Genomic DNA, 25,924 nt, shown 5'->3' on the forward strand with positions numbered 1-25,924 from the left:
AGGGCCGTTAACAAAGCGTCATGCTGAGCTTGTCAAAGCATCTCTACCGTGCACGTCCCCAACAAAAAATGCCCCGCCGGCCAAAGCCGACGGGGCATTTTTCTATGCTCTGCTCCGCCTACTCGCGCACGAAGCGGCGCGTGGCCGTGCCATCGGCCGAAGTAGCACGCAGCAGGTACACGCCGGTGGGCAGCGCGCTCAGGTCGAGGGGCTGCGCGGCCGCCGAAGTGGGCAGTGCGGCCCGATATACTACCTGCCCCAGGGCATTGAGCACGATGAGCTGCACTGGCTGGTGGGCGTTGGTCAGCGTTAGCATCAGCTTGCCGTCGGGCGTGGGGTTGGGGTAGAGTTCCAGCGCGGCATCGGCCAGTTGCTTGGCGGTGGCCGTGACCACGAGCGGGGCCGACGGCAACGAAGCACAGCCCTGGGCCGAGGTGGTGGTCACGGTATAGGACCCCAGCTGGGCGGCCGAATTTACCACATAAGTCGGGCCGGTAGCGCCGGCAATGGCCACGCCATTGAGGTACCACTGGTTGCCGGTGGCGGCGCTGCTGGTGAGCGTAGTAGTAGGTCCGTTGTACTGGGCAGTCACCGTGGGGCGCGCGGGCAGGGCGTTAATGGTCACCGTAGCCGTGGCCGACGTACCGCCGCAGGCCCCGGCGCTGCCCACCGTGTTGGTCACGGTGTAGGTACCGGGCGTGCTGGCGGCCAGGTTAATGGTTCCGGTCGTAGCATTCAGGCTCAGGCCCGTGGTCGAAGTGTAGGTACCGGCGCTGGCCCCCGCGCCCAGGGTGGGCGTGGCCGTGCCGCTGGCGCACAGGTTGGCTCCGCCGTAGCTGAACGCCGCCGAGGCCGGGGCCGAAATCGTGACGGTGGCCGTGCTGCTGCTAGGACAGCTGCCACCCACGCTGTAGGTCACGGTGTAGGTGCCGGGCGTGGAAGTTGCTGGGGTAATGGCGCCCGTGCTGGCATTCAGACTCAGGCCCGTGGTCGACGAAAAAGTACCGCCCGTGGTGCCGGTGATGCTTGGCGTCGAGGTCGGGCTGCTGAGACAGTAGCCCGTGGCCCCGTAGCTGAACGCGGCCGACGTGGCCGGCGTCACCGTCACGGCCGTGGCGGGCGAGGTGGCTGCGCAGCCGCTGGCGCTGGTGATAACCACCGCGTAGCTGCCCGCCGCGCTGGCCGAGTAACTGCTGGCCGTGGCCCCGGCAATGGCCTGGCCATTCAGCAGGAACTGATACGTTGCGCCGGCTCCGCCGCCGGTAGCCGTCAGCAGCACCGAAGTGCCCTGGCAGATGGTGGTAGCGCCGCCGGCCGAAATGGCGGCCACCGGAGCCGGGCTGATGGTGATGGGAGCCGTAGCCGTAACGGCCGCGCACGAGCCCGACGCGGCAATGGTGTTGGTCACGGTGTAGGTGCCGGCCTGGCTGGCGGCCAGGTTCACCACGCCGGTAGCCGGGTCGAGGCTCAGGCCGGTGGTTGAGGAGAAAGCCCCGGCGCTGGCCCCACTGCCGAATACCGGGGCCACGTTGCCCTGAGCGGCTGCGCAATAGCTGGTGACTGGGTAAGTAAACGAGGCCACCGGGGCCGTGGTGATGGTGACGGTGGCCGTGCGGCTGCTGGAGCAAGTATTGCCCACGGTGTACGTCACGGTGTAGGTGCCGGGCGTGGAAGTTGCTGGGGTAATAGAGCCCGTGCTGGCATCCAAGCTCAGGCCCGTAGTCGACGAAAAAGCGCCGCCCGCCGTGCCCGTGATGGTGGGCGTAGCCGTGCCCCCGCTGGTGCAGAGCGTGGACGAAGCATAGGCAAATGCCGCGCTAGGAGCCGCGCTGATGGTAACGGTGGCCGTGCCGGTGCCCGGGCAGGGGCTGCCCGCCGAGTAGCTCACCGTGTAAGTGCCGGGCTGGCTGGCGGCTAGGTCGATAACCCCGGTGCCAGCATTCAGGCTCAGGCCCGCAGCCGACGAAAAGGTGCCGCCGGCTACCGAAACCGTGGGGCCGGGATTGGTGCCGGCGTTCTGGCAGTAGCTGCTGGCCCCGTAGGCCACGGTGGGCGTAGCCACGGGGTTCACCGTGATGGTGGTGCCGGCCGAGGTGGCCGTGCAGTTGCCGGGGTTGGTAATTACCACGCTGTAAGTGCCGGCCTGAGTGGCGGCGTAAGTAGCAGCCGTAGCCCCGCCGATGGGCTGGCCATTCAGCAAAAACTGGTACGTGGCCCCGGCGCTGCCGCCGTTGGCCGTCAGCGCCACGGTGCTGCCCTGGCAAATGGTAGTGGGGCCGCTCACGGCCAGCGCCGCCGTCGGCACCGCGCTGATGCTCACCTGCGTAGTGGCCGAGGCCGCCTGGCAGGCTCCGTTAGCTGCCACTGTGTTCGTTACGGTATAAGTACCGGGCTGGCTGGCGGCCAGGTTGATGGCTCCGGTGCTGGCATTCAGGCTCAGGCCCGCGGGCGAAGCCGTGAATGTGCCCGCCGCCGCGCCCGCCGCGAGCGTCGCCGTGGGGTTGGCCCCGCTGGCGCAGTAGGCCGCGCTGGCATAGCTGAAGCCCGCCGCGCCGGGCGTGGCCACCGTTACCTGCTGGGTGCTGGTGCTGGGGCAGGGGCCGCCCACGCTGTAGGTAACAGTGTAAGTGCCGGCCGTGCTGGCCGCCAGGTTAATCTGGCCGGTCGAGCCATTGATATTCAATCCGCTGGCTGATGAGAAGGTGCCGCCGGCCGTGCCGGTAATCGTGGGTGTGGGGTTGGCGCTGCTCTGGCAGTACGAAGCCGCATTATAGGCAAATGCCGCCGAGGTGGCCGGGTTCACCGTCACGGCTACCGTGCTGGTGCTGGAGCAGCCGTTGCTGGAGGCCGTGAGGGTATAGGTCGTGGTGATGGGTGCGCTGGTGGTGTTCGTAAGCGACACCGTGGTTTGGGCCGAGTTGGAATTGGCCAGGCCGGTGGTGGGGCTCCAGCTATAGGTGTAGCCCGTGGTGGCGGCGGTGCCCAGCTGGGCCGAGCCGCCCGAGCAGAAGGTCTGGGCCGAACCGGCATTGGCGGTTACGGCGGGATTCACCGTCACGCGCACCGTGCTGCTGCCCACGCAGCCCGTGGCCGAAACCGCCGTGAGCGTGTAGGTGGTGGTGCGGGGGGCCGTGCCGGTATTGGTGAGGGTGATGGTGGGCTGGGCGCTGGACGTGCTGCTCAGGCCCGTGCTCGGCGACCAGCTATACGTGAGGCCCGCCACGGGCGCGCTGCCCAGCTGGGTCGACTGGCCCGAGCACAGCACGCGGTCGGAGCCGGCGCTGGGCGTGGGCAGGGGTTCCACGGTCACGGTCACAGTGGCCGTGGCCGAGCAGTTGCCGTTGTCGCCCGTAATGGTGTAGGTAGTGGTGGTGGTGGGCGAGGCGATGGGCGTGGCCGAGCGCGGGTTGTTCAGGCCCGTGCTGGGGCTCCAGGTGTAGTTCTGCGCGCCGCTGGCCGAAAGCGTGGTGGAGCTGCCGGCGCAGATGGTCTGGTCGGGCGACACGGTGAGCACCGGCGTGGCACGCACCGTCACCGTGGCCTGGGCCGTGCTGGAGCAGCCGGCGGCGTTGGTCACCGTTACGGTATAAATGGTGGAGGCCGTGGGCGAAGCCGTGGGGCTGGCCACGGTGGTGCTGCTCAGGCCGGTGGCCGGGCTCCACGAGTAGCTGGTGCCGCCGCTGGCGTTCAGCGTCACCGACTGCCCGGCGCAGATGACCGTGCCCACCGGGTTCACGCTGGCCGTGGGCAGGGCGTTCACCGTCACCGTCACCGACGACGTGGCCGAGCAGCCGTTCGAGCTGGCCGTCACCGTGTAGGTGCCCGAGCGGTTCACGCCCACGTTGGCAATGGTGGGGTTTTGCAGCAGCGAGGTAAAGCCGTTGGGGCCGGTCCAGGAATAGCTGGCGCCCGGCACCGTGCTGGCCGTGAGCAGCAGGTTGCCCGTGGCGCAGAGCGGCGAGTTGCTGCCCGCCGTCACGGTTCCGATGTTGGTGATGGTTAGGTCCTGGCCGTTGTCGGTGCCAATGGTGGCCGGGTTGGAAGCCACCACCCGAATGCGGTAGCCCGAGCCCGTGACCACCCCCGCCGGCAGCGCCGCCGTGATGGTGCCGCCCGCCGTGCCCGCCAGCGAGCCAATGGCCACCGGCGCGGCAAACGAGCCCGTTTCGTCCGACAGCTGAGCCGTGAATACGTTGCTGGGGTCGAGGGCCCCGCTCACGGTATAGCTCACCCGCACGGCCGTATTCTGACAGAAATTCGGGCCGTTCAGCACCGAAGTGGTGATAGTAGCCGCCGCGCCTGTGCGGCCCCAGGCCAGGCTTATCAACGCGAACAATAAGCCAAGAAGTAACCGGTGTTTCATAATTAAGCAGGGAAAAAATGAGGAAGGTGATGCCCCAGCGGCCGGCTGGTCGGCGCCCTCGCATAAGCGCCGCCCGATAAGCCCACCAAACCGCAGGTTTCGCCTTCGATGCTCCGCACCTGCTAAAGTTTAAGCTCCGCATCACTTCCACGAGCCATTTCCGCTGGCCCACCCAGCCGAACCTTCTCCCCCACTCGCCCCCGCCCAAACGCAGCGGCCCGCCGACGCTGCGGGAGCGCCGGCGGGCCGGGTCGGGTGTCTGCAGTAATTACTGCGCGGTGATGTCCGAAAACTCGTATTTCCGGGCCACTTCCAGTGGCTGGCCGTCGGCCTCGGCGTAGGGGTACACGAAGTAGTTGAGCGGTGGGCCGGCTTGTTTGGGGGTCAACTCGATGTCGCGGCCCCGGGTGAACTCGACGCGGTTTTCGTCGTGGGCACCGAAAAAGTAGGCGCGCTTGTCGGGGTTCTTGGCGGCTTCGGACGCATCGACGGGCACCCAGCCGGTTTCCGGCGTGAAGAACTCGGCCCAGCAGTGGTAGCCTTTGATTTCGCCGTGGCCGCGCTCGGCCGGCAGCGGCAGCCCGATGCTGAAGCGGGCCGGAATGCCCAACGCCCGGCAGTAGCCGATGACGATGGCGTGGAAATCGGTGCAGTTGCCGCGTCGGGCGTCGCAGGCGTAGTAAATATCGCCGCGGCCCCAGCCCTGGCCGGTTTTGTCGTAGGTCACGGTGCTCACCACGTGCTCGTAGATGGCGCGGGCTTTTTCGAGCGGGGTTTTGGCTCCGGCTTTGGCCACCACTTCTTCGGCTTGCTGGTGGATGTGCGGGTCGAGCGGCACGAGGCGGTCGGGGGCCAGCCAGCGGGCCAGGTTGGGGTCGGTTTTCTCTTTGGCAGGCTTGGCCGTGGGGGTAGTGGCGCGCAGGTTGAGGTGCTCGCGGCGCGTAATCTGGGCCGTGAGCTTTACCACCAGCGGCGCCGTAGGCACGGTGGCCGGACGCAGGTGCAGCATCCGGGTGCCGTATTCGCCCTGCTCAATTTTATACGGCACCGGCGATTCAATTTTGAGGTCGCGCACGTCCTGCGAGGCATCGGCGTGGGGCACGGGCAGCCACAAATCGAGGGTTTTGGTGCCGGCCGGGGGCACGGGTACGGTGGCCGTGCTGGTGAGCCAAAAGGTCCGGCTCCGGGGCGTGGCCGCCGTTTGGCCCAGGGCTCCCACGCCTGGCAGGTGCGCGGCCGCCCCCAGCAGCCCCGCCCAAATGGCGGGGGAAATCAACAACGAAACGTTCACGGCAACGAGGCAACAGGTCGCTGCTGGCGGGCGTCGGCCAAGCTGGATTGGAAGCTGAAAATCAGTCCAACTCGGCGGCCAACGCAACGTGCGATGCCCGCCAACGCGGCGCCTGCGACGGCGCCCGCCAGTCAGGGTCAACCAGACCCCAGCAGTACCCCAAAGGTACGGCGCGGCCAACCGCGGGGCGGGCCGTGCGTACCAGCAACGGCTTCACCACTGCTTCATCTTCATGCTTTTCCTCGCCGAACCCATCACGCCCTTCGACTGGCAACGCCTGCTCTGGACGGCCGACGCGCCGCCCACCTTCCTGCTCGAAGTCGTGTTTCGGTGCGTGGTGACCTACCTGCTGCTGCTGGCCACCCTGCGCGTGACGGGCCGGCGCGGCGTGCGCCAGCTGTCCATTTTCGAGTTAAGCATCATCCTCGGCCTGGGCACAGCAGCCGGCGATACGATGCTCTACCACGACACGCCGTTTTTGCCCGTTATCCTCGTTTTTGCGGTGGTGAGCCTACTTTATTGGTTTTTCAACCGCCTCACCGAGTGGTTTCCGCGCTTCAGCGACTGGCTCGAAGGCACGCCCGTGCTGCTGGTGGAGGAAGGCCGCGTCAACGTGAAAAACCTTGACAACCTGAACCTGACGCAGAAGGAATTATTCGGCGAGCTACGGCAGCAGCAGGTGGAACACCTCGGGCAGGTGCGCCGCGCCTACATGGAGGCCACTGGCAACCTCAGCGCCTACTTCTACGCACCCGAAGAGGCCGCCCCCGGCCTGCCCATCTGGCCCGAGTTATTAGCCAAATCGCAGCACCGCATGGAGGCCGCCGGCCCGCACGCCTGCTGCAAGTGCGGCGAAGTGCGGGAACTGGCCCGGGGCGAGACGGCCATCTGCCCGGTGTGCAAGGGCGAAGAATGGGTGCCGGTGTGCGCGGCAAAAAGAGAGGCGTGATTCCATCGGGCCTGGCGCCTTCCCCTTTTACCTTTGGCCGCATGAAGCCCACCGCCCCGCCGGTTCTCGCCCTGGTCTCCTTTCCCGGCCCGCTGGCCCGCACACCGTACTACTGCGACCGGCTGGAACGCCATGTCGTGCGGTTTCCGCACGTGAACGCGCCGCATGGCCACGACTTCTATTTGCTGCTTTACATTACGGAAGGTTCGGGCACGCATACGGTTGATTTGGTGACGTATGAACTGCGGCCGGGCAGCCTGTTTTTTCTGGCGCCGGGGCAGGTGCACCACTGGCACTTAGCGCCCGAAACGCGCGGCTACGTGGTATTTTTCAGCGCCGATTTCTACCTGTTCCGCTACCCCGGCAGCGGGCTCTATAACTTCCCGTTTTTCGACAGCATGCACCCGCCGGTGCTCTGCCTGCCGCCGGCCGAAACGGAAATCCGACCGCTCATCGAGCGCCTGTTCGCCGAATACGAAGCGCCGCAGCCCAATCAGGCGGAGGTTTTCCGGTCCTACCTGCATCTGTGCCTGGAGCTGGCGGCGCGCCACTATACGGCTCCGGCCCCGGCCGAAGCGGGCTTGGCCCAGCAGCAAATCCGGCAGTTTGGGGCGCTGCTCAACCAGCATTATCGCACCCACCGCAGCGTGCGCGATTACGCCGACCTGCTGCACCTCACGGCTAACCACCTCAATGCCCTGTGCCGCCGCGTGCTCAACAAAACGGCCAGCGACCTCATCCACGAGCGCATCATCACCGAGGCGCAGCGGCTGCTGAGCCACTCGGCGCTGGGCGTGGCCCAGGTAGCCTACGAGTTGGGTTTTGAGGACGCGTCGTACTTCGGGCGCTACTTCCGCAAGTATACCGGCACCACGCCGGAGGCGTTTCGGCAGCAGCGTTGATTTGTCCTGTAAGCCCCCGCAAACGGGCTACGCAGGCGAGGCAGGCACCGGGTAATTTTGGGGTATCAAAGCGGCAGGTGCCGCGCCGGCCACTGGCGCATGGGCGCGGGCCGCATTTTCCCGTATAGCTCCTATCTGCCTTATGCTTCCCTCCCCTGCCCCGGTTATGGCCGAACCTGCTAAGACACCCGAATTCGTTGATTCCACCGTGCTGGCGCTGCTCATGCTGCGCTGCCCACGCTGCCACCAGGGCAAGCTGTTCACGCACTCGGCCCTGAACGTGACCAAATTCGCCCAAATGCCTGCGCAGTGCCCCGTGTGCGGCCAGTCGTTCGAGCCCGAGCCGGGCTTCTATTTCGGTTCGATGTACATCACCTTCGCCTTCAACGTGGCCACTTTTCTGGTGCTGGGCGTGCTGATTTACTACCTACTGGGCAACCCCGATACGTGGGTGTACGTGGCCATCATCACCGGGGTCACGGTGCTGCTCACGCCGGTTATCCTGCGGTATTCGCGGGCGCTGATGTTGTATTTGTTTGGCGGCGCGCAGTATAACAAGAACTGGAAGCAGCATCGCCACCTCGGCGCTTCGCAAGATTAATAAGCCACAACGGCAGACACAAAAAAGCCCCGGCTGCTCAGGAAGCAGCCGGGGCTTTGCGTTTCTCAGCGCTGATGCTGGGAGAAATTACTTCAGCACCTGCGCGCGCCACACGTTGTTGCCGGGGTTGGCATCGGGCAGCAGCTTGGTGGGGTTGAGGCGCACCAGCGTGAGCGGCGTGGTGGAATTGTAGCGGAACGTCCAGGTGCCGCTGCGCTGCCACACTTCCACGGGCAGGCGCACGCGGGTGGTTTTGCCGTTGGTTTCGGTCACGTCGGCGATGACGGGCATGGCGGCCTGGCCCTTGTTCTCCACGGTGATGAGGGCGCCCTGGGCAGGGTCCTGGTTCACGTAGGCCACGGTGGTCACGGCCTGGTCGAGGGTCCAGTTGTTGTACACCCACTCGCGCCAGAACCAGGTCAAGTCCTCGCCGCTGGCCTCGTTCATGGTCCGGAAAAAGTCCTTCGGCTGCGGATGCTTGAAAGCCCAGCGCTTGATATAGGTGCGGAACGCATAGTCGAACCGGTCCGGCCCCAGAATCTCCTCGCGCAGCAGAAACAGGCCGTAGCCCATCTTGCTGTAAGCCGCGTAGCCGAGGTAGTTGGAGGGCGTCACATCGGGCACGGTGTAGGGCGGCACGGTGGCCGGGTCCATGATGTAGCGGATGTTGCCCTGCACCAGCCGCGTGGTGTCGTTCAGCCGCTTGGCATACTCGCCGTTGTTGAAATTGCCCGACGACAGGATGTTGATGAAGGTGTTGAAGCCCTCGTCCATCCACGGGTACTTGCGCTCGTTCGAGCCCACAATCATCGGAAACCAGTTGTGGCCGAATTCGTGGTCCGTCACGCTGTACAGGCTGGCCTTGCGGGCCTTCACGCCGCAAAACACGATGCCCGGGTACTCCATGCCGCCCACCACGCCGGCCACGTTCGTCGCCACCGGGTAGGTGAATTCGTACCACTGCTTCGAGTTGTATTCGATGCTCTTCTTCACGTACTCCGTCGAGCGGTTCCAGGCCGTGTCCTGGGCCGCTTCCACCGGGTAGAGCGACTGCGCCAGTGACTTGCGCCCGCTGGGCAGGTTCATCTTGGCCGCGTCCCACACGAAGGCCGACGACGCGGCCCAGGCCACATCCCGCGCCCGCTGGCACTTGAAGTGCCAGGTCAGGCGGCCGTTTTTGCCGGCGGGCCGCGAGCCGGCCTGCGTCACCTCATCGGCCGAGCGGACGATGACCGTCTGGTCCGAGCCGGCGGCCTTGGCCAGGCGGCTTTGCTGGGCGCTGGTGAGGACTTCGGCCGGGTTCACCAGCTCGCCCGAGCCGCCCACGAGGTAGTTGGCGGGCACGTTGAGGGTGTAGTCAAAATTGCCGTATTCGAGGTAGAACTCGGCCGTGAGGTAGGGCAGCGTGTTCCAGCCTTCCACGTCGTCGTACACGGCCATGCGCGGGTACCACTGCGCCACTTCGAAGATTTCGCCGTTCTTGGTTTTGAGGCGGCCGAGGCGGTCGGAGCCGTATTCGGGAATGGTGAAGCCGTAGGCAATGTCGATTTTCAGCTTGTCGCCTTTGGGTTTCAACGCCTCGGGCAGTATGATTTGCATCCGCGTATCGGTCACGCGGTAGTTGGCCTTCATTTTTTTACCGTGCAGCTCGATGGTCACGGTTTGCAGCGAGTCGCCGCCGCGGAAGCCGCGCGAGTTATTGCCGAAGCGCCCGCCACCGACGGGCGTGATGGCCGCCCCGCGCGAGTCTTCGCGGTATAGGTTCTGGTCGACCTGCAGCCACACGAAAGGCAGCGCATCGGGCGAGTTGTTGGTGTAGGTGATGGCCACAGTGGCCGTCACGCGGGCGGTTTTCTCGTCGAGACGGGCGTCGATTTTGTAGTCGGCCGCGTTCTGCCAGTATTGCGCGCCGGGCTGGCCGCCGGCCGTGCGCGTGGGCGTGCTCAGCTGCTCAATAAACGAGGGGTTGAACAGCGTGCGCGAGTCGTAGGCCGGGCCGATATTGGGAGTTTGGGCCAGGGCTGGACCGGCCGCCAGCAGGGCCGCGCCCAGCAGCGCGCCGGGCAGGAAAGGGAGCTTCATGAAGAATTTTAGCAAAGAGAAATGGTGACATCGGGGCCAGCCCGCAGCCGGTTTCCCGGCTAAAGGTAGCAGTCGTTGCACAGGGTTGCACGGTGCCTAGCGCAGCCGCTGTTGCACCAGCTGCATCAGCCCATTCAAATCGGCCGCGTCCATCTCCGGCGCTTCAATAAAAGGCATGAGCGCGCCATCCTCGTTCACAGCAAAAGCGGCCGGCAGCGGGTGGCTTGCCCACTGCGGAAAGTCACGAACGAACTCATCGCGGTGCCGAAAATCCACCGGCAACGGCAGCGTCTTGATAAACTCGCGCCACAGCGGCTGCATCGATATAGCGCCGTAGGTGATGGCGCACAGGGAGCACGGGTAGGTACCCGGCGAGAGGATTTTGTGGAACAGGTCCTTCAGCCCGGCAAGGTGGCCGCCGTCGGCGTTGTACACAAAAACGAGGCGTTGGGGCAGCATCGAAGAATGGGGAAATGGCTAAAATGGCATTTAGAAAGCTTACTTCTCCGCGTATTGGTAGGGCACGTAATCTTCCCACTGCCAGGGCGTGGCCCGGTCGCCGAGCAGCCGCTCCAGCAGGGCCTTGAAGATTTTATCGGCGTTGGAGCTGTTGCTCATCAGCAGCAGGCCCCGCTGGCGGTCGGCGAAGATGACGCTGTGGTTTTCCCAGCCATCGTCGTGCCCTTCCTTGAAATACGCGTGGCCGTGGGGCGAGTCAAACGTGCCCCAGCCCAGCCCGTACCCCAGCCGGATGGTGCGGTTGCTATCGGGCGCGGCCACCGTCGCCAACGGCCCGAACTGCGCCTTGAACGGAATGCGAACCTGGGTGCGCGTCATCTCCTTTTTGGTGGCCGGCGCGAGGCCCTGGCCCTGCATCACGGCGGCCATAAACAAGGCGTAGTCGGCCGGCGTAGTTTCCAGCGAGCCGGCGGCCTGGATTTTGACGCCCTTGCGCTTGGGCACGGGCTGGCCCTGCTCGTCGTAGCCCACGGCGTAGTTCTGCTCGAAGCTCGGCAGGCGCACGTAGCTGGTGTGGCTCATGTTCAGGGGCCCAAAAATCCGCTCGTTGCTGAGCTGTACCAAGCCCTGTTGCGTGATGGTTTCGATAACCAACTGCAGTAACTGCAGGCCCTCGCCCGAGTAGCCGTAGCGCGCGCCGGGCTCGAACTTAAAGCGCAGCTTTTTATCGGGCTCCATCCAGCGCCAGTTGGGCAGGCCGGTGGTGTGCGTGAGGGCCATGCGCGCCGTGAGACGCTGCCAACGGACATCGCCGGCCAGGTCCTGGTAAGCCTCGTACTCGGGCAGCGGCCGGGGCAGGTACCCGGCCATCGGCTTGTCGAGGTCGAGGCGCTTTTCCTGCACCAGCTGCATCACCAGATAAGCAAACACTGCCTTGCTGAACGAGGCCCCGTACATGGCCGTTTGCGGCTCCAAAGGCGCTTTGGTAGCCAGGTTGCGGTAGCCGTAGGTGTGCAGGTAGCGCACCTTATTATTTTCGAGCAGCGCCACCGCCAAGCCCGGCACTTTGGCCGAATCCATGAGCGTCTGCACGGTGCGGTCGATGTCGGCCGGGCGTAGGGTGCGGCCGTCGAGGGTATGGAAAGCGGGGACTTTCTGGGCCAGGGCGGGCGTGCTGGTCAGGGCCAGCGCGAGGGGCAGCAGTTGCAGGAAAGGCTTCATGGCTAGTGAATTTCCAGTTTGGCGTAGGTGAACGTACTGCCCGGGTTTTTGCCGGTCCACATCTTCTTTTTCAGCAACAACGTTGAATTGGAAAGCCAGTGGATTTCGTCCGGCTCCCACGTGGCCGGCTCTACCGAAGGCTCTATTTTCCATACTTCCCGCCAATGGTGGTTTTCAAAGCGAAAAAGCCGAATAGAATTGGAATACATCGCACTCTCAACACCTCCTGATATGGCAACAAAACTCCTGGTGTCGGGTGAATACACAGCCATATTGGAAGTTTCTGTCTCCTTGCCACTATTATCAATTAAGATATACCGGGACCATTCGTAATGATTATGCTCAATTAAGTGGGATTTAAACTGCGGCAGGTAGCCTCTATATGAGAATTTTTCCCAATCAGGATTCTCTTCATCAACAGGATTGTCTTTAAAAATCACACTGCCTTTAGCTGTTGGAATCACAATACGCCCCTTCTGCTTCCTGAGCGGAAAGGTTATGGCCGGCTTCGTCACCACCGCCCCCTTCATCGCCGCCAAGTACGCCGCCTTCGTCAGCGGACTGAACGTGACGCGCACGGCCGGCGGCCCAGCGGCGGGTAGTTTCAGCATCAGCGTGAGCAGCAGAAGCAGCAATGATTTCATAAAATACTTGGGAAAGGAATGCCGCGCCAAGGTACTGCCGGGCGCATCTTTGCGCTCATGCCCAACGCCGCCGCTCCCCTGCCTTACCTAGTGTTCGATTTCGACAGCACCTTCACGCAAGTGGAAGGGCTGGATGAGCTGGCCGATATTGCCCTGCAAGGCCACCCCGACCAAGCCAAAGTTGTAGGTCAGATTAAAGCCCTCACCGACCAGGGCATGGCCGGCGAAATCGGGTTTCAGGAATCGCTGGCGAAGCGGCTGGCGCTGCTCGGAGCCAACGAGCGCCACCTCGCCCCGCTCGTGGCCCGCCTCAAAACCAAGGTGAGCGAGAGCATCCGGCGCAACGGGGCTTTCTTCCGGCAGTTTGCCGACCGGATTTACGTGGTGAGCAGCGGCTTCCGCGAGTTCATCGAGCCGGTGGTGGCCGAGTTTGGCATTCCGGCCTGCCACGTGCTGGCCAACACCTTCACCTTCGACGAAGCCGGCAACATCACCGGCTGCGACCCGGCCAACGTGCTGAGCCGCGACGGCGGCAAAATCCGCCAGCTCGTGCTGCTCGATTTGGACGGGCCGGTGTACGTGCTCGGCGACGGTTATACCGACTACCAAATTCGTGAAGCCGGGCTGGCCCACCGCTTCTACGCTTACACCGAGAATGTTAGCCGCCCCACCGTGGTGGCCCAGGCCGACGAAGTGCTGCCCACCTTCGACGAGTTTTTGTACCAACTAAGACTTCCCATGACTTTATCATACCCCAAAAACCGCATCAAAGTCCTCCTGCTGGAAAACCCTGATGCCCGCGCCGCCGAGCTTTTTCGTCGGGAAGGCTATCAGGTAGAGGAAGTTAAGGGCGGTTTGGATGAGGATGAGCTCATCCAGCGCATCGAGGGTGTGAGCCTGCTCGGCATCCGCTCCAAAACGCAGGTGACCCAGCGCGTGCTCGACGCGGCCAACCGGCTGATTGGCATCGGCGCGTTCTGCATCGGCACCAACCAGATTGACCTCACGGCGGCCATGAAAAAGGGCGTGGCCGTGTTCAACGCGCCGTTCAGCAACACCCGCTCGGTGGTAGAATTGGCGTTAGGCGAAATCATTGTGCTGGCCCGCCGCATCCCAGAAAAGAACCCCAAAATGCACCGGGGCGAGTGGGACAAGTCGGCCAGCGGCTCGTTTGAGATTCGCGGCAAAACCCTCGGCATCGTGGGCTACGGCAATATTGGCTCGCAATTGTCGGTGGTGGCGGAGGCCGTGGGCATGAAGGTGGTGTACTTCGACGTGGCCGAAAAGCTCCAGCTTGGTAACGCCGTGAAGTGCCGCACGCTGGAGGAATTATTGGCCCAATCGGACGTGGTGACGCTGCACATCGACGGCCGCCAGGAAAACACCAACTACATCGGAGCCGCGGAGTTTGCCCTCATGAAAAAGGGCGCGCTATTCCTCAACAATGCCCGCGGCCACGTGGTGGACGTGCCCGCCCTGGCCGCCGCCCTGCGCAGCGGCCACCTCGGCGGCGCGGCCGTGGATGTGTTTCCCTACGAGCCCAAAACCAACCAGGAAGTATTCGAGAGCGAGCTGCGCGGCCTGCCCAACGTGCTGCTCACGCCCCACATCGGCGGCAGCACGGCCGAGGCCCAGCGCAACATTGCCGAGTTTGTGCCCGAGCGCATCATGCAGTACATCAACACCGGCAACACCCAGCAGTCGGTCAATTTCCCCAACATTCAGCTGCCCGCGCAGCAGGCCCACCGCCTCATTCACATCCATGCCAACGTGCCCGGTGTACTGGCTAAAATCAACAACGTGCTGGCCGAGCACCACGTCAACATCCTGGGCCAGTACCTGAAAACCAACGAGCACATCGGCTACGTGATTACCGACATCAACCGCGAGTACGACCACGACGTGATTCAGGCCCTGCGCGAGGTGGAGCACACCATCAAGTTCCGGGTGCTGTACTAACCCTCAGTCCCCCGAATGCAACAGGCAGTCACCTTCATCCGGTGGCTGCTTTTTGCGTTTCGGCCGGCTTATTCCAGCCCCCTTGCAGGAAGCCAAAACTGCCAACCATGTCGGCACCGATTGATTTTACACGACTCATTTTAGCGCCACAACTACTGCTCGGATTTATGTAGCAATGAAGCATTTTCATTTGTAATTATTATGCAATAAGTTGATTGTACGCTAATTATAGCAAATAATATTAATAATTAATTATATATATTTAATCTATACCAACACCTGATATTATGATACACTTCAATCCTACTTTCTCGTTGTGGCAGCCCCGTCGGCCCTTCGCTGCTCAAGTATTACTGGCTGCGGTGCCGCTTCTCCTCACCGCGCGGCCCGGCCTGGCACAGGACGTGTCGCGGTACCAGTTTGCGGCCAGCAGCGGCACCTTTACGCCTGTTGTTGGGGGCACGGCCGTCAGCAACCTATCGGCCAATGACGCCATTTCCGCCAACATTGCGCTGCCTTTTACTTTCTACTACGGCGGCCAGCCCATCAACTCGATTCAGGCCACCACCGACGGTTATATCGACGTGCGGGGCAACAGTACCTATTCGCAATCAGTCAATTCGTTGGGCATGGGCCTGACAACCATCGCGCCTTTCTACGACGACATGACCGGCGTTAACGGCACAGCTTCCTACGCCGTCACGGGCAGCACGCCCAACCGGGTGTTCACGTTTCAGTGGCTGAACTGGGCCGATGGCTACCTGGCCACCACCCCCAGCCTCTCGTTTCAGGTGAAGCTCTACGAAGGCACCAACGTTATCCAGTTCGTGTACCGGCCCGAGCCGGGCGTTTTCGACAGTTCCATTGCCAGTGCTTCCATTGGTATCGATGGCGGCTCGACCTCGGTGAACGGGCGCGGCAACTTTGTCTCCCTCACCGATGCCTCCGCCAGCCCGTCCATCGTCAACAATGCCACTGCCGCCCTGCCCATCAATACCATCAACACCCGGCCGGCCGCCGGCCAAACCTATACCTTCACCCCGGCGGCGGCCCTGGCCACGCACCCGGCGCTGGGGGATGCCAGCATCGACGTTTTTCCCAACCCTGCGCCGCGCTGCTTCACCCTGCGCCTGCCCGCCCTGCCCGCCGAGCGCACCGCTCAGATTGCGCTCATCAACAGTCTGGGCCAGCCAGTGCAAATCCGCACGCTGGACCTGAACCCCACCGGCACCCAAACCCTGGTAGACGTGAGCACCCTTGCCGCCGGCCTCTATACCGTGCGGGTGCAAACCAGTGGCCGCATCGCCGCTCGGCAAGTAGTGGTAGAATAACAGCGTAATTAGCGTAGCAGAATACCCCGAAAACAACCGGCCCCGGTTCTCCTTGCGGAGGCCGGGGCCGGTTTCATTCCAAACAATGCCGATTTTTATTGGCGAGTAACCTTGCGGGTGATGCTGCCGCCGGCCGTGGCGAGGCGCAGGACGTAGACCCCGGCGGGCAGTTCGGGCAGGCCGGCCAGGGCCTGAGGCGCGGCACCGAGGGCCAGCTTGGTGGCAAACACCGGGCGGCCAGCCAGCGAGAGCAGCGTTACGGTCGTGGCCTGGGGCTCGATGGTGCCGGGCAGAGCCACCGACAGTTGGTCGGTAAAGGGGTTGGGGTAAGCTTCGGCGGTGGCGGGAGCAGTAGTGGCAGTGGTGTGGCTCAGGGCTACTACCGGTGAGTAGTTGGTGGTGCCGTCCAGGTCCACCTGGCGCAGGCGGTAGTAGCGGCGGCCAGCCGCCTGAGCCGCAGCCGAGGCATCGAGGTACTCGTAGTTGTGGGCGATGGTGCTGGTGCCGGCGGCGGTCAGCTCGACCACGGTAACGAAGGCGGTGCCATCGGCCGAGGCTTCAACCACGAAGCTGGCGCTGTTCAGCTCCTGGGCCGTGGTCCAGCTTAGGCGGTTGCCGGCGCTGGTGGCCTGGCCGCTGAAGGCGCTGAGCACGACTGGCAGCGGGGCCGTGATGGTGGGCGCAGCGGCCGAAGTGCTTTGCTCGTAGCGATAAACCGTGCCGTTGCCGTTGCCGATGAAGAGGTCGAGCAAGCCGTCGCCGTCGTAGTCGGTCACGGCCGGGGCGGCGTAGCCACCGCTGTTGCTGGGGTTGGTGCCCGAGTTGCCCATGTTGATAACTGTGCCGGCGGTGCCGGCGGCGCTCAGGTTCTGCACGAAGCTAAAGGTGAGGGCGTTGACCGAAGTTTGGGTATAGAGCTGCACGTTGCCGGCGTAGTTGCCCACCAGCATGTCGAGTTTGCCGTCGCCGTCGTAGTCGGTGATGAGGGGCTTGCTCACGTCGCCGGCATCGAGGATGGTTGTGCCATTGGCCAGCTTGATGGTAGTGGCGGCGCTGAAGCCGGCCGTGGTGTTGCTGGTGCTGGCGAGTTGCTCGTAGCGGTTCAGGTAACCGTTGTTGCTGCCGACGATGATGTCAATCAGACCGTCGTTGTCGATGTCGCCCACCGAAGGACGGGCGTAGGAACCGGCGTTGGGCGTACCCGAAGTGGTAGCGCCGTAGGGGTTGGCAAACAAGGTGGTGCCGGCCCCCATTTTAAAGGCGTTGGCGCCCGTGCTGGCGTTTTGTTCATAAATCAGCACTTTGCCGGTTTCTTCGCCCACGATGATTTCCTGCAGGCCGTCGCCGTCGAGGTCGCTCACCGTCGGCTTGGCGTAGAGGCCCACATCGACGGTAGCACCGCCCGAAAACAAGGTAATAACCGTGCCCGTGGTGCTGAAAGCGCCGTTGGCGGCCGTTTGCTCGTAGTCCACCATGGTGCCGTCGCCCTGGCCTACCAGCAGTTCCAGCAGGCCGTCCTTGTCGAGGTCGGTGGCCACGGGGGTCGAATAAGCACCGGCAGCGGTGGCGCTGGTGGCATTGGTGTTCAGCTGGCCGTAGTTGCTGTTGGAGGAACCCCGGGTCACGCCCAGGCGGGCGGCACTCACGGCGGTGCCGGCAGTGGTGGTCAGCCGCACCCGGCCCGTGCCCGCAGCGGCCGGCACAATGAAGGTGGCCGTTGTAGCAGGCACCAGGCCCGGCGTGGCGCGCACGGCCTGGCCGTTCAGCAGCACCGAAGTGAAGCCCGTGAGGTTGGTGCCGGTGATGGTAACCGTGGCCCCGGGGGCGGCGGTGGTTGGCGTTACGCTGCTGATGGTGGGCGCCTGCGCCATGGCGGCGGCGGGCAGCAGCAAACCGAGGGTAGCCAGGCAAAACAAACGAACGGTGGGCGTAACAAGTGTAAACATATTGCTGGTAATGAGGAGCAGTGACTTGGGGAAAGGCCAGCTTAGCTGCGGCCGTTTCGATGATACAAAGCTCCTCATCTGAGCCGGGCAGTATTTTTTCCTTCGGCTAAAGACGGCGGTTCCTCGGCGAATAGCGCAAGAATTCCCGGCGAATGGAAACGGAACTGTAGCCGAATGAAAAGTGCGTTTACAGACTCCAGAGGCCTGTTTTTAGTCGGCGCGCATACTTTATCGGGTATAATAGGCAAGTCATCGTCCCAAAACGCCCGTTGGTCGGCGCGCGGCCCGCCGGCCACGGGTGTTGGGCCCGCCCGACGCGACTGGCTTTCCCCTCCAGCTGCGTCGGGCTAAGCCAGCAGCTCCCCGGTTTGACTTATTGGACTTAGCCGCCGGGGGTTTACTTCCCGGGAGCAGCAGGCTCGGGCACCACGGCCACCCAGAAGACAGTAATGACGCGCTGATGATGGATTAGCCGACTTCAGGGCCGCGCGTCTGGCAGCCCTGCCTCACGCAGGCTGCTTTTGGATGATGTAAATGTTCAGCTCCTGCCGAATCGTAAAGCCCAGGTTTTGATAGACTTTTATCGCCGTCGCATTATCGGTCCTGACGTGGAGGAACGGGATACCACCCGCTGCCCGAATCCGTTGGGCCTGGTAGTGCAGCAAGTGGCTGGCGTACCCGCGCCCCAGGTAGTCGGGGTGGGTGCACACGGCACTGATTTCGGCATACGGCGCGGGATGCAGCCGCTGCCCGGCCATGGCCACCAGCGCGCCATCATCAAAAATTCCTTGGTAATGCCCAAATGCAATGGTGTTGGTGAAAAACGGGCCGGGATTGGTGCGCTTGGTGAGGGTCAGCATGGCGGGCACGTGCTCCGGCCCCAGCGGCACGAGTGTCGGCATGCCCACGGTGCCACCCACCGGGTGCTCCTGCACCATTTGATACACTTGCATTTGCTGCAACACCTGCCAGTTGGGCGGCACCTCCAGCGCCCCGGCGCTGACCACGCCCAGGGCCCGCTTGACTGGCACGAGAGCGTGGAGGGCATCAAACGCCTGTCGGCCCGGCATTTCAAACCCCACAAAAGGCGACACGTCCGCCGCAAAATACTTTACCTGCGCGGTGCCATTGGCCAAGGATTCATTGCCCGAAATCAGCGCGTTCCAGACCGGATTGTCAAGTATATGGGCCATGTCGTTGAGCATTAGACAGGGAGAAATCGAGCAAGTGCATGCCGGGCGGCACAGCAAACACAACGGGAGGCAAGGCTTTCATCGGGCGGCTGTATTTCTGAGCCCATACTTTTGGCTCAGAAATACAGCCGCCATTCACCGGACATGCCCGGCCAATATTGCTACAGCCGCTCGCGCACCTGGCGCAGCACGCGCTCCACTTCGTTGCGCATGTCGCCACTGTCCACCACGTGGTTGTTGTTCATGAAGGTGAAGGCTACCAGCCGGCCGCTTTTGGTGCGCAAGTAGCCGCACACGTTCAGGTTGTTGCTCAGGGTGCCGGTTTTGCCCCACACCCACGGGCCACTGGCGTCGTGGTAGCGCTTGCGCAGGGTGCCCTGGCCGCCGCCGGCCGCCAGCAAACTCAGCAGGCGGCGCTCGGGCACTTCGCGGTGCAGCTTGAGCAGCAAGGCCGTTAGGGTGCGCGGGGTGATGAGATTCAGCCGCGAAAGGCCCGAGCCATCGACCCAGAAAATGGGGTCGGGCAGGTCGGTGAGCAGGTTTTTGCGGGCGTAACGAATCACGCGGCCGGTGCTGAGGGAGTCGTGGTTGCCAATTTTGGTGCTGCACATCAGCAGCAATTGCTCGGCCAGGAAGTTGTCGCTCACGCGCAGCATGCGGCGGTAGAGCGAGTCGACGCGCAGCCCATTCAGCGTGCGGATGGAGTCCAGACCAGGCCGGGGCCGCCACACGGCCCCGGTGGTGGCGCGACGCAGCGTGTCGCCCAGCAGCCGCAGCATCAGCCCGCTGCTGGTCACGAACGGGGTTTCGTCAACCCACTTTTTGGTGGTGGGCAGCACGTAGAAGCGGTTTTCGTGCAAAGCCCGGATGACGTGGGTGTCCTTGTCCAGGCCCGGCGTGAGCAAATCGGGCGCGGCGGGCCCCACCAGCGGCGCAAAAAAGCGCGGCAACACCCGCACCCGCGATTGCGGCACCAGCCCCGGCCGCACGGCCGCCACGCCGCCGTGGCGCACCGGCACGGGTGGCGTGGCGTAGAACCGCACGGTGTTGCCGTAAATTGGGAAGGCCGTGCGCTCGGGCTGGAAATAGTAGCCGTAGTCGTCCCAGGTCCAGCTGGGGCCGAAGGGAGCCACGCAGGCAATGGCGCAGTAGGCCAGGCTTTTTTCGGGGCGGTGCAGCAGAAAGTTGTAGGCGCGGCGGCTGGGCACGTCGCCGTGCAGCAGCGTGGGGTCGCCGGTGCCCTGGAAAAACAGGGTGTCGTTGCGGCTGAAGTAGCGCAGGCTGGGCAGCGAGTCGCCGAGCAGGTGCAGCCCGGTGTAGAAGCTGAACAGCTTCATGTTGCTGGCCGGGGTGAAATACTTGGCTTCCTGGTAGCCGTAGAACGGGCGGGTGCTGTCGGCATAGGCCAGGCTCAGGCCCACCTGGTGCTGGGCCAGCACCGGCGAGGCCGCCAGCAGCGAATCGAGCCAGGGCAAGCGCGGGCCGGCCGTCGGCGCGGCGGCCACCGGCGGCTTCTCCGGGGCCTGGGCGCAGGCCGATAATTGGGTGGTACCAATAATAAGTAGCAGCAGGAAATAGAGTGGACGTAGCATGGGCCGCAACTTACGCAGCAAACGGGGCTGGGGTGGCTTTTTGGGAGGAATTATCCTTTTCACGGAGTAGGGTGCGGGGCTTGCCTCCGCCCGTCGTTGGTCAAGTAATTGAGTAATTCAAACGCGAGCCGTTCAACGACGGGCGGAGGCAAGCCCCGCACCCTACTTTGGTTTGTAAAAAATCAAAATCCTCCCCGCCCTGTTGTTGTCAACTTTTCCATCATACGAAGAAAGCAACCGCATATTATGTCCACCAACGCCCTGTTCGCGCCTTTCGCGCTAAAATCCCTCCACCTCAAAAACCGCATTGTGATGGCCCCCATGACCCGCTCCTTCTCGCCCAACGGCGTGCCGGGCGCGGATGTGGCCGCCTACTACCGCCGCCGCGCCGAGGGCCAGGTCGGCCTCATCCTCTCCGAAGGCACGGTGGTAGAGCGCCCGGCCTCGTCCAACGACCCCAGCATTCCGCATTTCTACGGCGAGGCCGCGCTGGCCGGCTGGCAGCACGTCATCGACGAAGTGCACGCCGCCGGGGGCAAAATGGGCCCGCAGCTCTGGCACATGGGCGTGATGGCCGAGCACCGCTCCGGCTGGAAACCGGCGGAAAATTTTGAAGGGCCCTCCGGCCTGCTCAAGCCCGGCGAGGCCACTGGCAAAGCCATGAGCGAAAACGACATCACCGACACCATTGCCGCCTTTGGGCGCGCCGCGGCCGATGCCAAGCGCCTCGGCTTCGACTGCCTGGAGCTGCACGGCGCCCACGGCTACCTCATCGACCAGTTTTTCTGGGCCGGCCTCAACCAGCGCACCGACGCCTACGGCGGCGATGACCTGACCCAGCGCAGCCGCCTGGCCGTGGAGCTGGTGCGCGAAGTGCGCCGCCAGGTGGGCGAGGATTTCGTCATCAGCCTGCGTCTTTCGCAGTGGAAGCAGCAGGACTACGCCGTGAAGCTGGCCCACACGCCCCAGGAAATGGAAGCGTGGCTCCAGCCCCTGGCCGAGGCCGGCGTCGATATTTTTCACTGCTCGCAGCGCCGCTTCTGGGAGCCGGAGTTCGAGAACGAAGGCTCGGACTTGAATTTCGCCGGCTGGGTGAAAAAGCTTACCGGCAAAACCACCATCACCGTGGGCTCGGTGGGCCTCTCAGGCGAGTTTCTGGCCGGCTTCGCGGGCGAAGCCTCCGAGCCGCGCTCCCTCGATGAGCTGCTGCGCCGCCTCGACCGCAATGAGTTCGACCTCGTGGCCGTGGGCCGCCAGCTGATTGTGGACCCGAACTGGGTGGAGAAAATCGAGCAAGGCCGGTCCGAAGAGATGAAGGGCTTCAGCCGCGAGGCGCTGCGCACGCTGGTGTAATTCTGGCAGGTTCGCAGGCCATTTTCAGTAGCGCGGACTTTGTAGTCCGCATTCCCGAAAGAGCTGTTGCGACAGCGCGGGGGTGCGGACTACAACCTCCGCGCTACGTTTTTTACCGCTCAATGTGCTTCACTTTGGCCTCGTCCAAATCGAGCTGGGCTTCCTGCTGGCGCAACACTTCATCATCGAAAGAGTCGTAATGGCGCAGGTGTTCCAGCGCCGCGCGCTCCACCTGCAGCACGTCGAGCAGTACGCGGTGGTACTGACGCAGGGCCTCGCGGCCGGCCTGGTCCACTTCCAGCGAGTTGAGGGTGCGGGTGGTGAGGTTAACCTCCGTTTCCATGCGCTGGTGGAGGCGGGCCACGAGCTCATTGGCCTGCAACTCGGCGGAATATTGCCGTTTAAGGTGTTTCACGGCGACCGTGCGCAGGTGCAGGCGCACGCCGGCTTCCTGCTCTTCGAGGGGCTTGCGGTCGTCGCGGTCGGCTATTTTGGTGAAGCGAATGATGGCCGGCAGCGAAAGGCCCTGAAGCACCAGCGTGACCAGGATGACCACGAAGGTGATGAACAGAATCAGGTTGCGCTGCGGGAATTGCAGGCCATCGGCCGAAAGCAGCGGCACCGACAGCGCCGAAGCCAGCGACACCACCCCGCGCATGCCCGCCCAGCCCAGCACCAGCGTGCCCTGCCAGCCCGGGCTAGGCTCGCTGTCGCGGATTTTTTGGCTCAGAAAGCGCGGAACGAAAGCCGCCGGGTACATCCACAGCATCCGAATCACAATCACCAGCCCGCTCATCAGCAGGCCGTAGGTGATGGCCTGCCGCAACGAATAATTGCCCAGTCCCTCCACCGCAATGGGCAGCTGCAAGCCAATGAGAATAAACACCAGCCCGTTGAGCACGAAGCTCACGCTGGCCCACACGCTGTAGGCCTGCAGGCGGGTATTGGCATCGAACACCCGGTGCGAGAGGTGCGAGAGCAGCAGCCCGCCGCTCACCACCGCCAGCACGCCCGAAAAGTGGAATTCCTCGGCCAGCAGGTACATCACGTAGGGCGCCATGAAGGTGAGCACCGTGTTGATGCTGGGCGTGGTGGGCAGGTATTTGTGGATGAGGTAAAACCCATACGCCACGCCCAGCCCCACCGCCAGCCCCATGCTGCTCACCAGCAAAAAACTGGTGGCCGCCTCCTGCCACACAAACGTACCCGAGAGCACCGCCAGCAGCGCAAACCGAAACACAATCAGGCTACTGGCGTCATTAATCAAACTCTCGCCTTCGAGAATGGCCGTCACGCGCCGCGGCACTTTGATGCCGCGCAGCACCGAAGTCGCGGCCACGGCATCGGGCGGCGAAATGATGCCGCCCAGCAAAAACCCCAGCCCCAGCGTGAAGCCCGGAATGACGGCCCGCGCCACGTAGGCCACGATGAGCGAGGTAAAGGCCACCAACCCGAACGCGAGCAGTCCGATGGCCCGCCGCCAGCGCCAGAAGTCCTTCCATGCCGTGTTCCAGGCCGCTTCGTAGAGCAATGGCGGCAGGAAAATCAGAAAAATGAGGTCGGGCGCGATGGCCACGCGCGGCAGGCCGGGCACGAAACTCAGCCCTAGGCCGCCCAGCACCAGGAAAATAGGGTAGGAAATGCCCAGCTTCTGCCCCAGCATCACCAGCAGAAACACGGCGAACAACAGGCCGAGGATGAGGAGTAAGATTTCGTGCAGCATGGGGCCGGATTCGATTCAACAGCCCAAAGAAACGCCACGCGGAGCGGGCCCGCGAAATGCCCTGCTGCGAAACGCCGTCATGCAGCGCGCAGCGAATCATGGCGGCTTTTGTGTATCAACTGGCTCCGCCAAACGACTCCGGCGCTTCTACTGGTGCCACAGCCGCCGGCCCATGGTCGGGCGCTTGGGCCGGTCGAACAGCACGACGTAGAGCACCCCGAGCAGGGGCGTGAGCAGCAGAGCGAACAGCAGCCGCAGGTGCCAATAGTGCACCGGGTTCAGGCCCCAGGATTGGACGAGGTGATTGATGAAATGTGCCATGAATTAAATATACGGATTTCCGCAATCGTTTGCTATGTCCATGCACCCGGCCTACAGTTTTTTTTTCTTGAAATCACATTCTTATTTTCGCCTCGCTGGCCCTGACGCCACGCGGGCCACGGCTTCTGAGGGTCCGCACAGCAGTGCTTTCCCACATTTGCCGTGCCCCTGGCTGGCAGCGCGTTGTCTACAAGCGGCCTCGGGCTGGGCGGCTGGCCTGGCCCGGGGCCACCGGTCCCCATTGCCTGTTGCGGCAGCGAAGGCGCCTAGTAAGGGGCAATGCACGGCAGGCCTGCCATCGCGCCGAATGAGTTGGTGCGCAGAAGTCGACCGCTATAGGTGTATTTATTTCGCTCAACCGCTCCGAAACAGCTTTTAAAATACCTGCACACACTTTTTCTTCCACCTAGTATGACGACAACAATTACTCTTTTTGGCTGGCTGCGGCCGGCTCCCCTCCCCTTGGCGGCGCTGACCCTGGCCTTGCTGCCAGCCGGCGTGACCCACGCCCAGACGCCAGCATCTTTCGCCACCGTCACTACCTATTTCGCAGGCAGTGGCGGGCCCAGCGCTGTAGCTATTGCCGACGTGAACGGGGACGGGCGACCCGACATCATCTCGGGCAATTCCAATGCTGGCGCTGCCGTGGTGCTACTAGCGCAGGCTGGTGGCGGCTTTGGCGCTGCCAGTGCCTACCCTGCTGGTGCAAGCAGTGGCCTCACCGGTGTGGCTGTAGCCGATGTAAACGGTGATGGGCGAATGGACATCGTTACGGCCAATGGCTCCAATAGCATAGTCGGGGTATTATTGGGGCAGGCCGGCGGGGGCTTCGGCACCGTCACCACCTACTCGACTGGCGCATTCAGCTACCCCACGGGGGTGGTTGTGACTGACGTAAACGGTGACGGGCGAAAGGATATTATCACCGCCAATGGTGCCGGCGGCGCGGCCGGGGTACTGCTGGGGCAGGTCGGCGGGGGCTTTGCTACTGTCAATACTTACCCTACCGATACCGGCAGCTACCCTTATGGGGTGGCCGTAGGCGACATGAATGGCGATGGCCGGCCCGATATAGTAACTGCCAATGGTACTAGCAATTCGGCCAGCGTGTTGTTAGGCCAGGCCAGTGGAGGGTTTGCTCCCGCCAATAGCTATTCTACCGGCGCAGGCAGCTACCCGCAGGGAGTGGCCGTTGCTGACATGAACGGTGACGGAAGACTGGACATCGTCACGGCCAACAACGGCAGCCAAACGGTCGGGGTACTGCTGGGGCAAGCGGGCGGGGGATACGCCACCGCAAATACTTACTCCAGCGGTACCGGCAGCCAGCCCCAGGGTGTAGCTGTGGCTGACGTAAACGGCGACGGGCGAAAGGACATTATTACGGCCAACAATGGCAATTTTACTGCCGGGGTATTGCTGGGGCAAGCTGGCGGCGGTTTTGGCTCCGTTAGTTCCTACTCGGGCGGCCTTGGAACAATGGCCGTAGCCGCAGCGGATATGAACGGCGACGGTCGGCCCGACCTTGTCACAGCCAATTATAACAGCAACACCGTGGGCGTGCTCCTGAATACGGGCACCTTTGCACCCTTGGCCGCTGCTACCGGCACCGCCGCAGCCGAAGTGTCCCTGTTTCCCAACCCGGCGCGGGGCAGCTTCGCGGTGCAGTTGCCGGCCGCCTGGGGCGCTGCTCCCGTGCAAGCCACACTGCTAAATGCATTGGGCCAAGCGGTGCGCCAGCAGACCGCCGCGCTGCCGGCCGGGGCTCCGCTCGCCTTTGCCACTGCGGGCTTGGCTCCGGGCGTGTACCAATTGCGGATACAGGCGGGCAACCGCACGATAATCAAGCGCGCTGTGCTTGAATAACCACCTGGCAACACTTGTATTGCTTTCAGAAAGCCCCCATTGCCACTCGGCCGCGGGGGCTTTTTTTGATGTTGGTGGCAGGCAGTCGGAACCGTCGTAGCTCAGGCAGTTAAGCTCATCCGTAGGTG

18 protein-coding genes are annotated in these 25,924 nt (G+C 63.5%); 7 read left to right on the forward strand and 11 right to left on the reverse strand.

Annotated elements, in window-relative coordinates; all coding sequences use genetic code 11:
- Positions 1-118: 118 nt before the first annotated feature.
- A complete protein-coding gene (locus ACYU7Q_RS07455) occupies positions 119-4,363 on the reverse strand; it encodes a T9SS type A sorting domain-containing protein (RefSeq protein WP_460608819.1) in 4,245 nt (1,414 codons plus the stop codon).
- Positions 4,364-4,631: 268 nt separating this feature from the next.
- The gene (locus ACYU7Q_RS07460; protein ID WP_460608820.1) at positions 4,632-5,654 is read right to left on the reverse strand and encodes a transglutaminase-like domain-containing protein; all 1,023 of its coding nucleotides are present in this window, start codon (positions 5,652-5,654) and stop codon (positions 4,632-4,634) included.
- Between the two features lie 232 nt (positions 5,655-5,886).
- Here ACYU7Q_RS07460 and ACYU7Q_RS07465 point away from each other — a divergent pair, with 232 nt between their 5' ends.
- The 3 genes from ACYU7Q_RS07465 to ACYU7Q_RS07475 all read left to right on the forward strand — a co-directional run bounded on the left by ACYU7Q_RS07465 (position 5,887) and on the right by ACYU7Q_RS07475 (position 8,106).
- Positions 5,887-6,603, forward strand: coding sequence for a DUF421 domain-containing protein (locus ACYU7Q_RS07465; protein ID WP_460608821.1), 717 nt, complete (start codon positions 5,887-5,889; stop codon positions 6,601-6,603).
- 41 nt (positions 6,604-6,644) lie between these two features.
- The gene (locus tag ACYU7Q_RS07470) at positions 6,645-7,505 is read left to right on the forward strand and encodes a helix-turn-helix domain-containing protein (RefSeq protein ID WP_460608822.1); all 861 of its coding nucleotides are present in this window, start codon (positions 6,645-6,647) and stop codon (positions 7,503-7,505) included.
- 142 nt (positions 7,506-7,647) lie between these two features.
- Positions 7,648-8,106 (forward strand): DUF983 domain-containing protein, encoded by a 459-nt coding sequence (locus ACYU7Q_RS07475; protein WP_460608823.1) that lies wholly within the window; start codon positions 7,648-7,650, stop codon positions 8,104-8,106.
- Positions 8,107-8,193: 87 nt separating this feature from the next.
- On the opposite strand, the gene ACYU7Q_RS07480 is transcribed toward ACYU7Q_RS07475, so the two are convergent.
- The 4 genes from ACYU7Q_RS07480 to ACYU7Q_RS07495 all read right to left on the reverse strand — a co-directional run bounded on the left by ACYU7Q_RS07480 (position 8,194) and on the right by ACYU7Q_RS07495 (position 12,512).
- Positions 8,194-10,188: a M1 family metallopeptidase gene (locus ACYU7Q_RS07480; protein ID WP_460608824.1), complete on the reverse strand. Its 1,995-nt coding sequence runs from the start codon at positions 10,186-10,188 to the stop codon at positions 8,194-8,196.
- Positions 10,189-10,284: 96 nt separating this feature from the next.
- A complete protein-coding gene (locus ACYU7Q_RS07485; protein ID WP_460608825.1) occupies positions 10,285-10,647 on the reverse strand; it encodes a hypothetical protein in 363 nt (120 codons plus the stop codon).
- A 39-nt stretch (positions 10,648-10,686) separates the two neighbouring features.
- Entirely contained in the window at positions 10,687-11,868 is a 1,182-nt protein-coding gene (locus ACYU7Q_RS07490; protein ID WP_460608826.1) for a serine hydrolase domain-containing protein, read from the reverse strand.
- A 2-nt stretch (positions 11,869-11,870) separates the two neighbouring features.
- Complete coding sequence (locus tag ACYU7Q_RS07495; protein WP_460608827.1) at positions 11,871-12,512, reverse strand: hypothetical protein; 642 nt, start codon at positions 12,510-12,512, stop codon at positions 11,871-11,873.
- Positions 12,513-12,569: 57 nt separating this feature from the next.
- Between ACYU7Q_RS07495 and serA the strand changes: the two genes are divergently transcribed.
- Together serA and ACYU7Q_RS07505 are read left to right on the forward strand one after the other, a co-directional pair.
- Positions 12,570-14,471, forward strand: coding sequence for a phosphoglycerate dehydrogenase (serA, locus tag ACYU7Q_RS07500; protein ID WP_460608828.1), 1,902 nt, complete (start codon positions 12,570-12,572; stop codon positions 14,469-14,471).
- 287 nt (positions 14,472-14,758) lie between these two features.
- Positions 14,759-15,802, forward strand: coding sequence for a T9SS type A sorting domain-containing protein (locus ACYU7Q_RS07505; protein ID WP_460608829.1), 1,044 nt, complete (start codon positions 14,759-14,761; stop codon positions 15,800-15,802).
- 95 nt (positions 15,803-15,897) lie between these two features.
- On the opposite strand, the gene ACYU7Q_RS07510 is transcribed toward ACYU7Q_RS07505, so the two are convergent.
- From ACYU7Q_RS07510 to ACYU7Q_RS07520, 3 genes are all read right to left on the reverse strand, one after another.
- A complete protein-coding gene (locus tag ACYU7Q_RS07510) occupies positions 15,898-17,748 on the reverse strand; it encodes an FG-GAP-like repeat-containing protein (protein ID WP_460608830.1) in 1,851 nt (616 codons plus the stop codon).
- 506 nt (positions 17,749-18,254) lie between these two features.
- A complete protein-coding gene (locus ACYU7Q_RS07515) occupies positions 18,255-18,941 on the reverse strand; it encodes a GNAT family N-acetyltransferase (RefSeq protein ID WP_460608831.1) in 687 nt (228 codons plus the stop codon).
- A gap of 161 nt (positions 18,942-19,102) precedes the next feature.
- Positions 19,103-20,533: a D-alanyl-D-alanine carboxypeptidase gene (locus ACYU7Q_RS07520; protein ID WP_460608832.1), complete on the reverse strand. Its 1,431-nt coding sequence runs from the start codon at positions 20,531-20,533 to the stop codon at positions 19,103-19,105.
- Positions 20,534-20,779: 246 nt separating this feature from the next.
- Between ACYU7Q_RS07520 and ACYU7Q_RS07525 the strand changes: the two genes are divergently transcribed.
- Positions 20,780-21,886, forward strand: coding sequence for an NADH:flavin oxidoreductase (locus ACYU7Q_RS07525; protein ID WP_460608833.1), 1,107 nt, complete (start codon positions 20,780-20,782; stop codon positions 21,884-21,886).
- Positions 21,887-21,998: 112 nt separating this feature from the next.
- Here ACYU7Q_RS07525 and ACYU7Q_RS07530 read toward each other — a convergent pair whose 3' ends face one another.
- Together ACYU7Q_RS07530 and ACYU7Q_RS07535 are read right to left on the reverse strand one after the other, a co-directional pair.
- On the reverse strand, positions 21,999-23,609 hold the full coding sequence (locus tag ACYU7Q_RS07530) for a cation:proton antiporter (protein ID WP_460608834.1): 1,611 nt from the start codon (positions 23,607-23,609) through the stop codon (positions 21,999-22,001).
- A 147-nt stretch (positions 23,610-23,756) separates the two neighbouring features.
- Positions 23,757-23,930, reverse strand: coding sequence for a hypothetical protein (locus tag ACYU7Q_RS07535; RefSeq protein ID WP_460608835.1), 174 nt, complete (start codon positions 23,928-23,930; stop codon positions 23,757-23,759).
- 411 nt (positions 23,931-24,341) lie between these two features.
- Here ACYU7Q_RS07535 and ACYU7Q_RS07540 point away from each other — a divergent pair, with 411 nt between their 5' ends.
- The gene (locus ACYU7Q_RS07540) at positions 24,342-25,796 is read left to right on the forward strand and encodes an FG-GAP-like repeat-containing protein (protein ID WP_460608836.1); all 1,455 of its coding nucleotides are present in this window, start codon (positions 24,342-24,344) and stop codon (positions 25,794-25,796) included.
- Positions 25,797-25,924 lie beyond the last annotated feature (128 nt).

The sequence above is a fragment of the Hymenobacter terrigena genome (assembly GCF_054776515.1).

Bases quoted from the DNA above. Each gene is read 5' to 3' on its own strand.
- ACYU7Q_RS07490 (WP_460608826.1), bottom strand. From the start codon at position 11,868: ATGAAGCCTTTCCTGCAACTGCTGCCCCTCGCGCTGGCCCTGACCAGC.
- ACYU7Q_RS07540 (WP_460608836.1), top strand. From the start codon at position 24,342: ATGACGACAACAATTACTCTTTTTGGCTGGCTGCGGCCGGCTCCCCTC.
- ACYU7Q_RS07495 (WP_460608827.1), bottom strand. From the start codon at position 12,512: ATGAAATCATTGCTGCTTCTGCTGCTCACGCTGATGCTGAAACTACCC.
- ACYU7Q_RS07515 (WP_460608831.1), bottom strand. From the start codon at position 18,941: ATGGCCCATATACTTGACAATCCGGTCTGGAACGCGCTGATTTCGGGC.
- ACYU7Q_RS07470 (WP_460608822.1), top strand. From the start codon at position 6,645: ATGAAGCCCACCGCCCCGCCGGTTCTCGCCCTGGTCTCCTTTCCCGGC.
- ACYU7Q_RS07510 (WP_460608830.1), bottom strand. From the start codon at position 17,748: ATGTTTACACTTGTTACGCCCACCGTTCGTTTGTTTTGCCTGGCTACC.
- ACYU7Q_RS07465 (WP_460608821.1), top strand. From the start codon at position 5,887: ATGCTTTTCCTCGCCGAACCCATCACGCCCTTCGACTGGCAACGCCTG.
- ACYU7Q_RS07525 (WP_460608833.1), top strand. From the start codon at position 20,780: ATGTCCACCAACGCCCTGTTCGCGCCTTTCGCGCTAAAATCCCTCCAC.
- ACYU7Q_RS07485 (WP_460608825.1), bottom strand. From the start codon at position 10,647: ATGCTGCCCCAACGCCTCGTTTTTGTGTACAACGCCGACGGCGGCCAC.
- ACYU7Q_RS07520 (WP_460608832.1), bottom strand. From the start codon at position 20,533: ATGCTACGTCCACTCTATTTCCTGCTGCTACTTATTATTGGTACCACC.
- ACYU7Q_RS07535 (WP_460608835.1), bottom strand. From the start codon at position 23,930: ATGGCACATTTCATCAATCACCTCGTCCAATCCTGGGGCCTGAACCCG.
- ACYU7Q_RS07455 (WP_460608819.1), bottom strand. From the start codon at position 4,363: ATGAAACACCGGTTACTTCTTGGCTTATTGTTCGCGTTGATAAGCCTG.
- ACYU7Q_RS07480 (WP_460608824.1), bottom strand. From the start codon at position 10,188: ATGAAGCTCCCTTTCCTGCCCGGCGCGCTGCTGGGCGCGGCCCTGCTG.
- serA (WP_460608828.1), top strand. From the start codon at position 12,570: ATGCCCAACGCCGCCGCTCCCCTGCCTTACCTAGTGTTCGATTTCGAC.
- ACYU7Q_RS07530 (WP_460608834.1), bottom strand. From the start codon at position 23,609: ATGCTGCACGAAATCTTACTCCTCATCCTCGGCCTGTTGTTCGCCGTG.
- ACYU7Q_RS07505 (WP_460608829.1), top strand. From the start codon at position 14,759: ATGATACACTTCAATCCTACTTTCTCGTTGTGGCAGCCCCGTCGGCCC.
- ACYU7Q_RS07475 (WP_460608823.1), top strand. From the start codon at position 7,648: ATGCTTCCCTCCCCTGCCCCGGTTATGGCCGAACCTGCTAAGACACCC.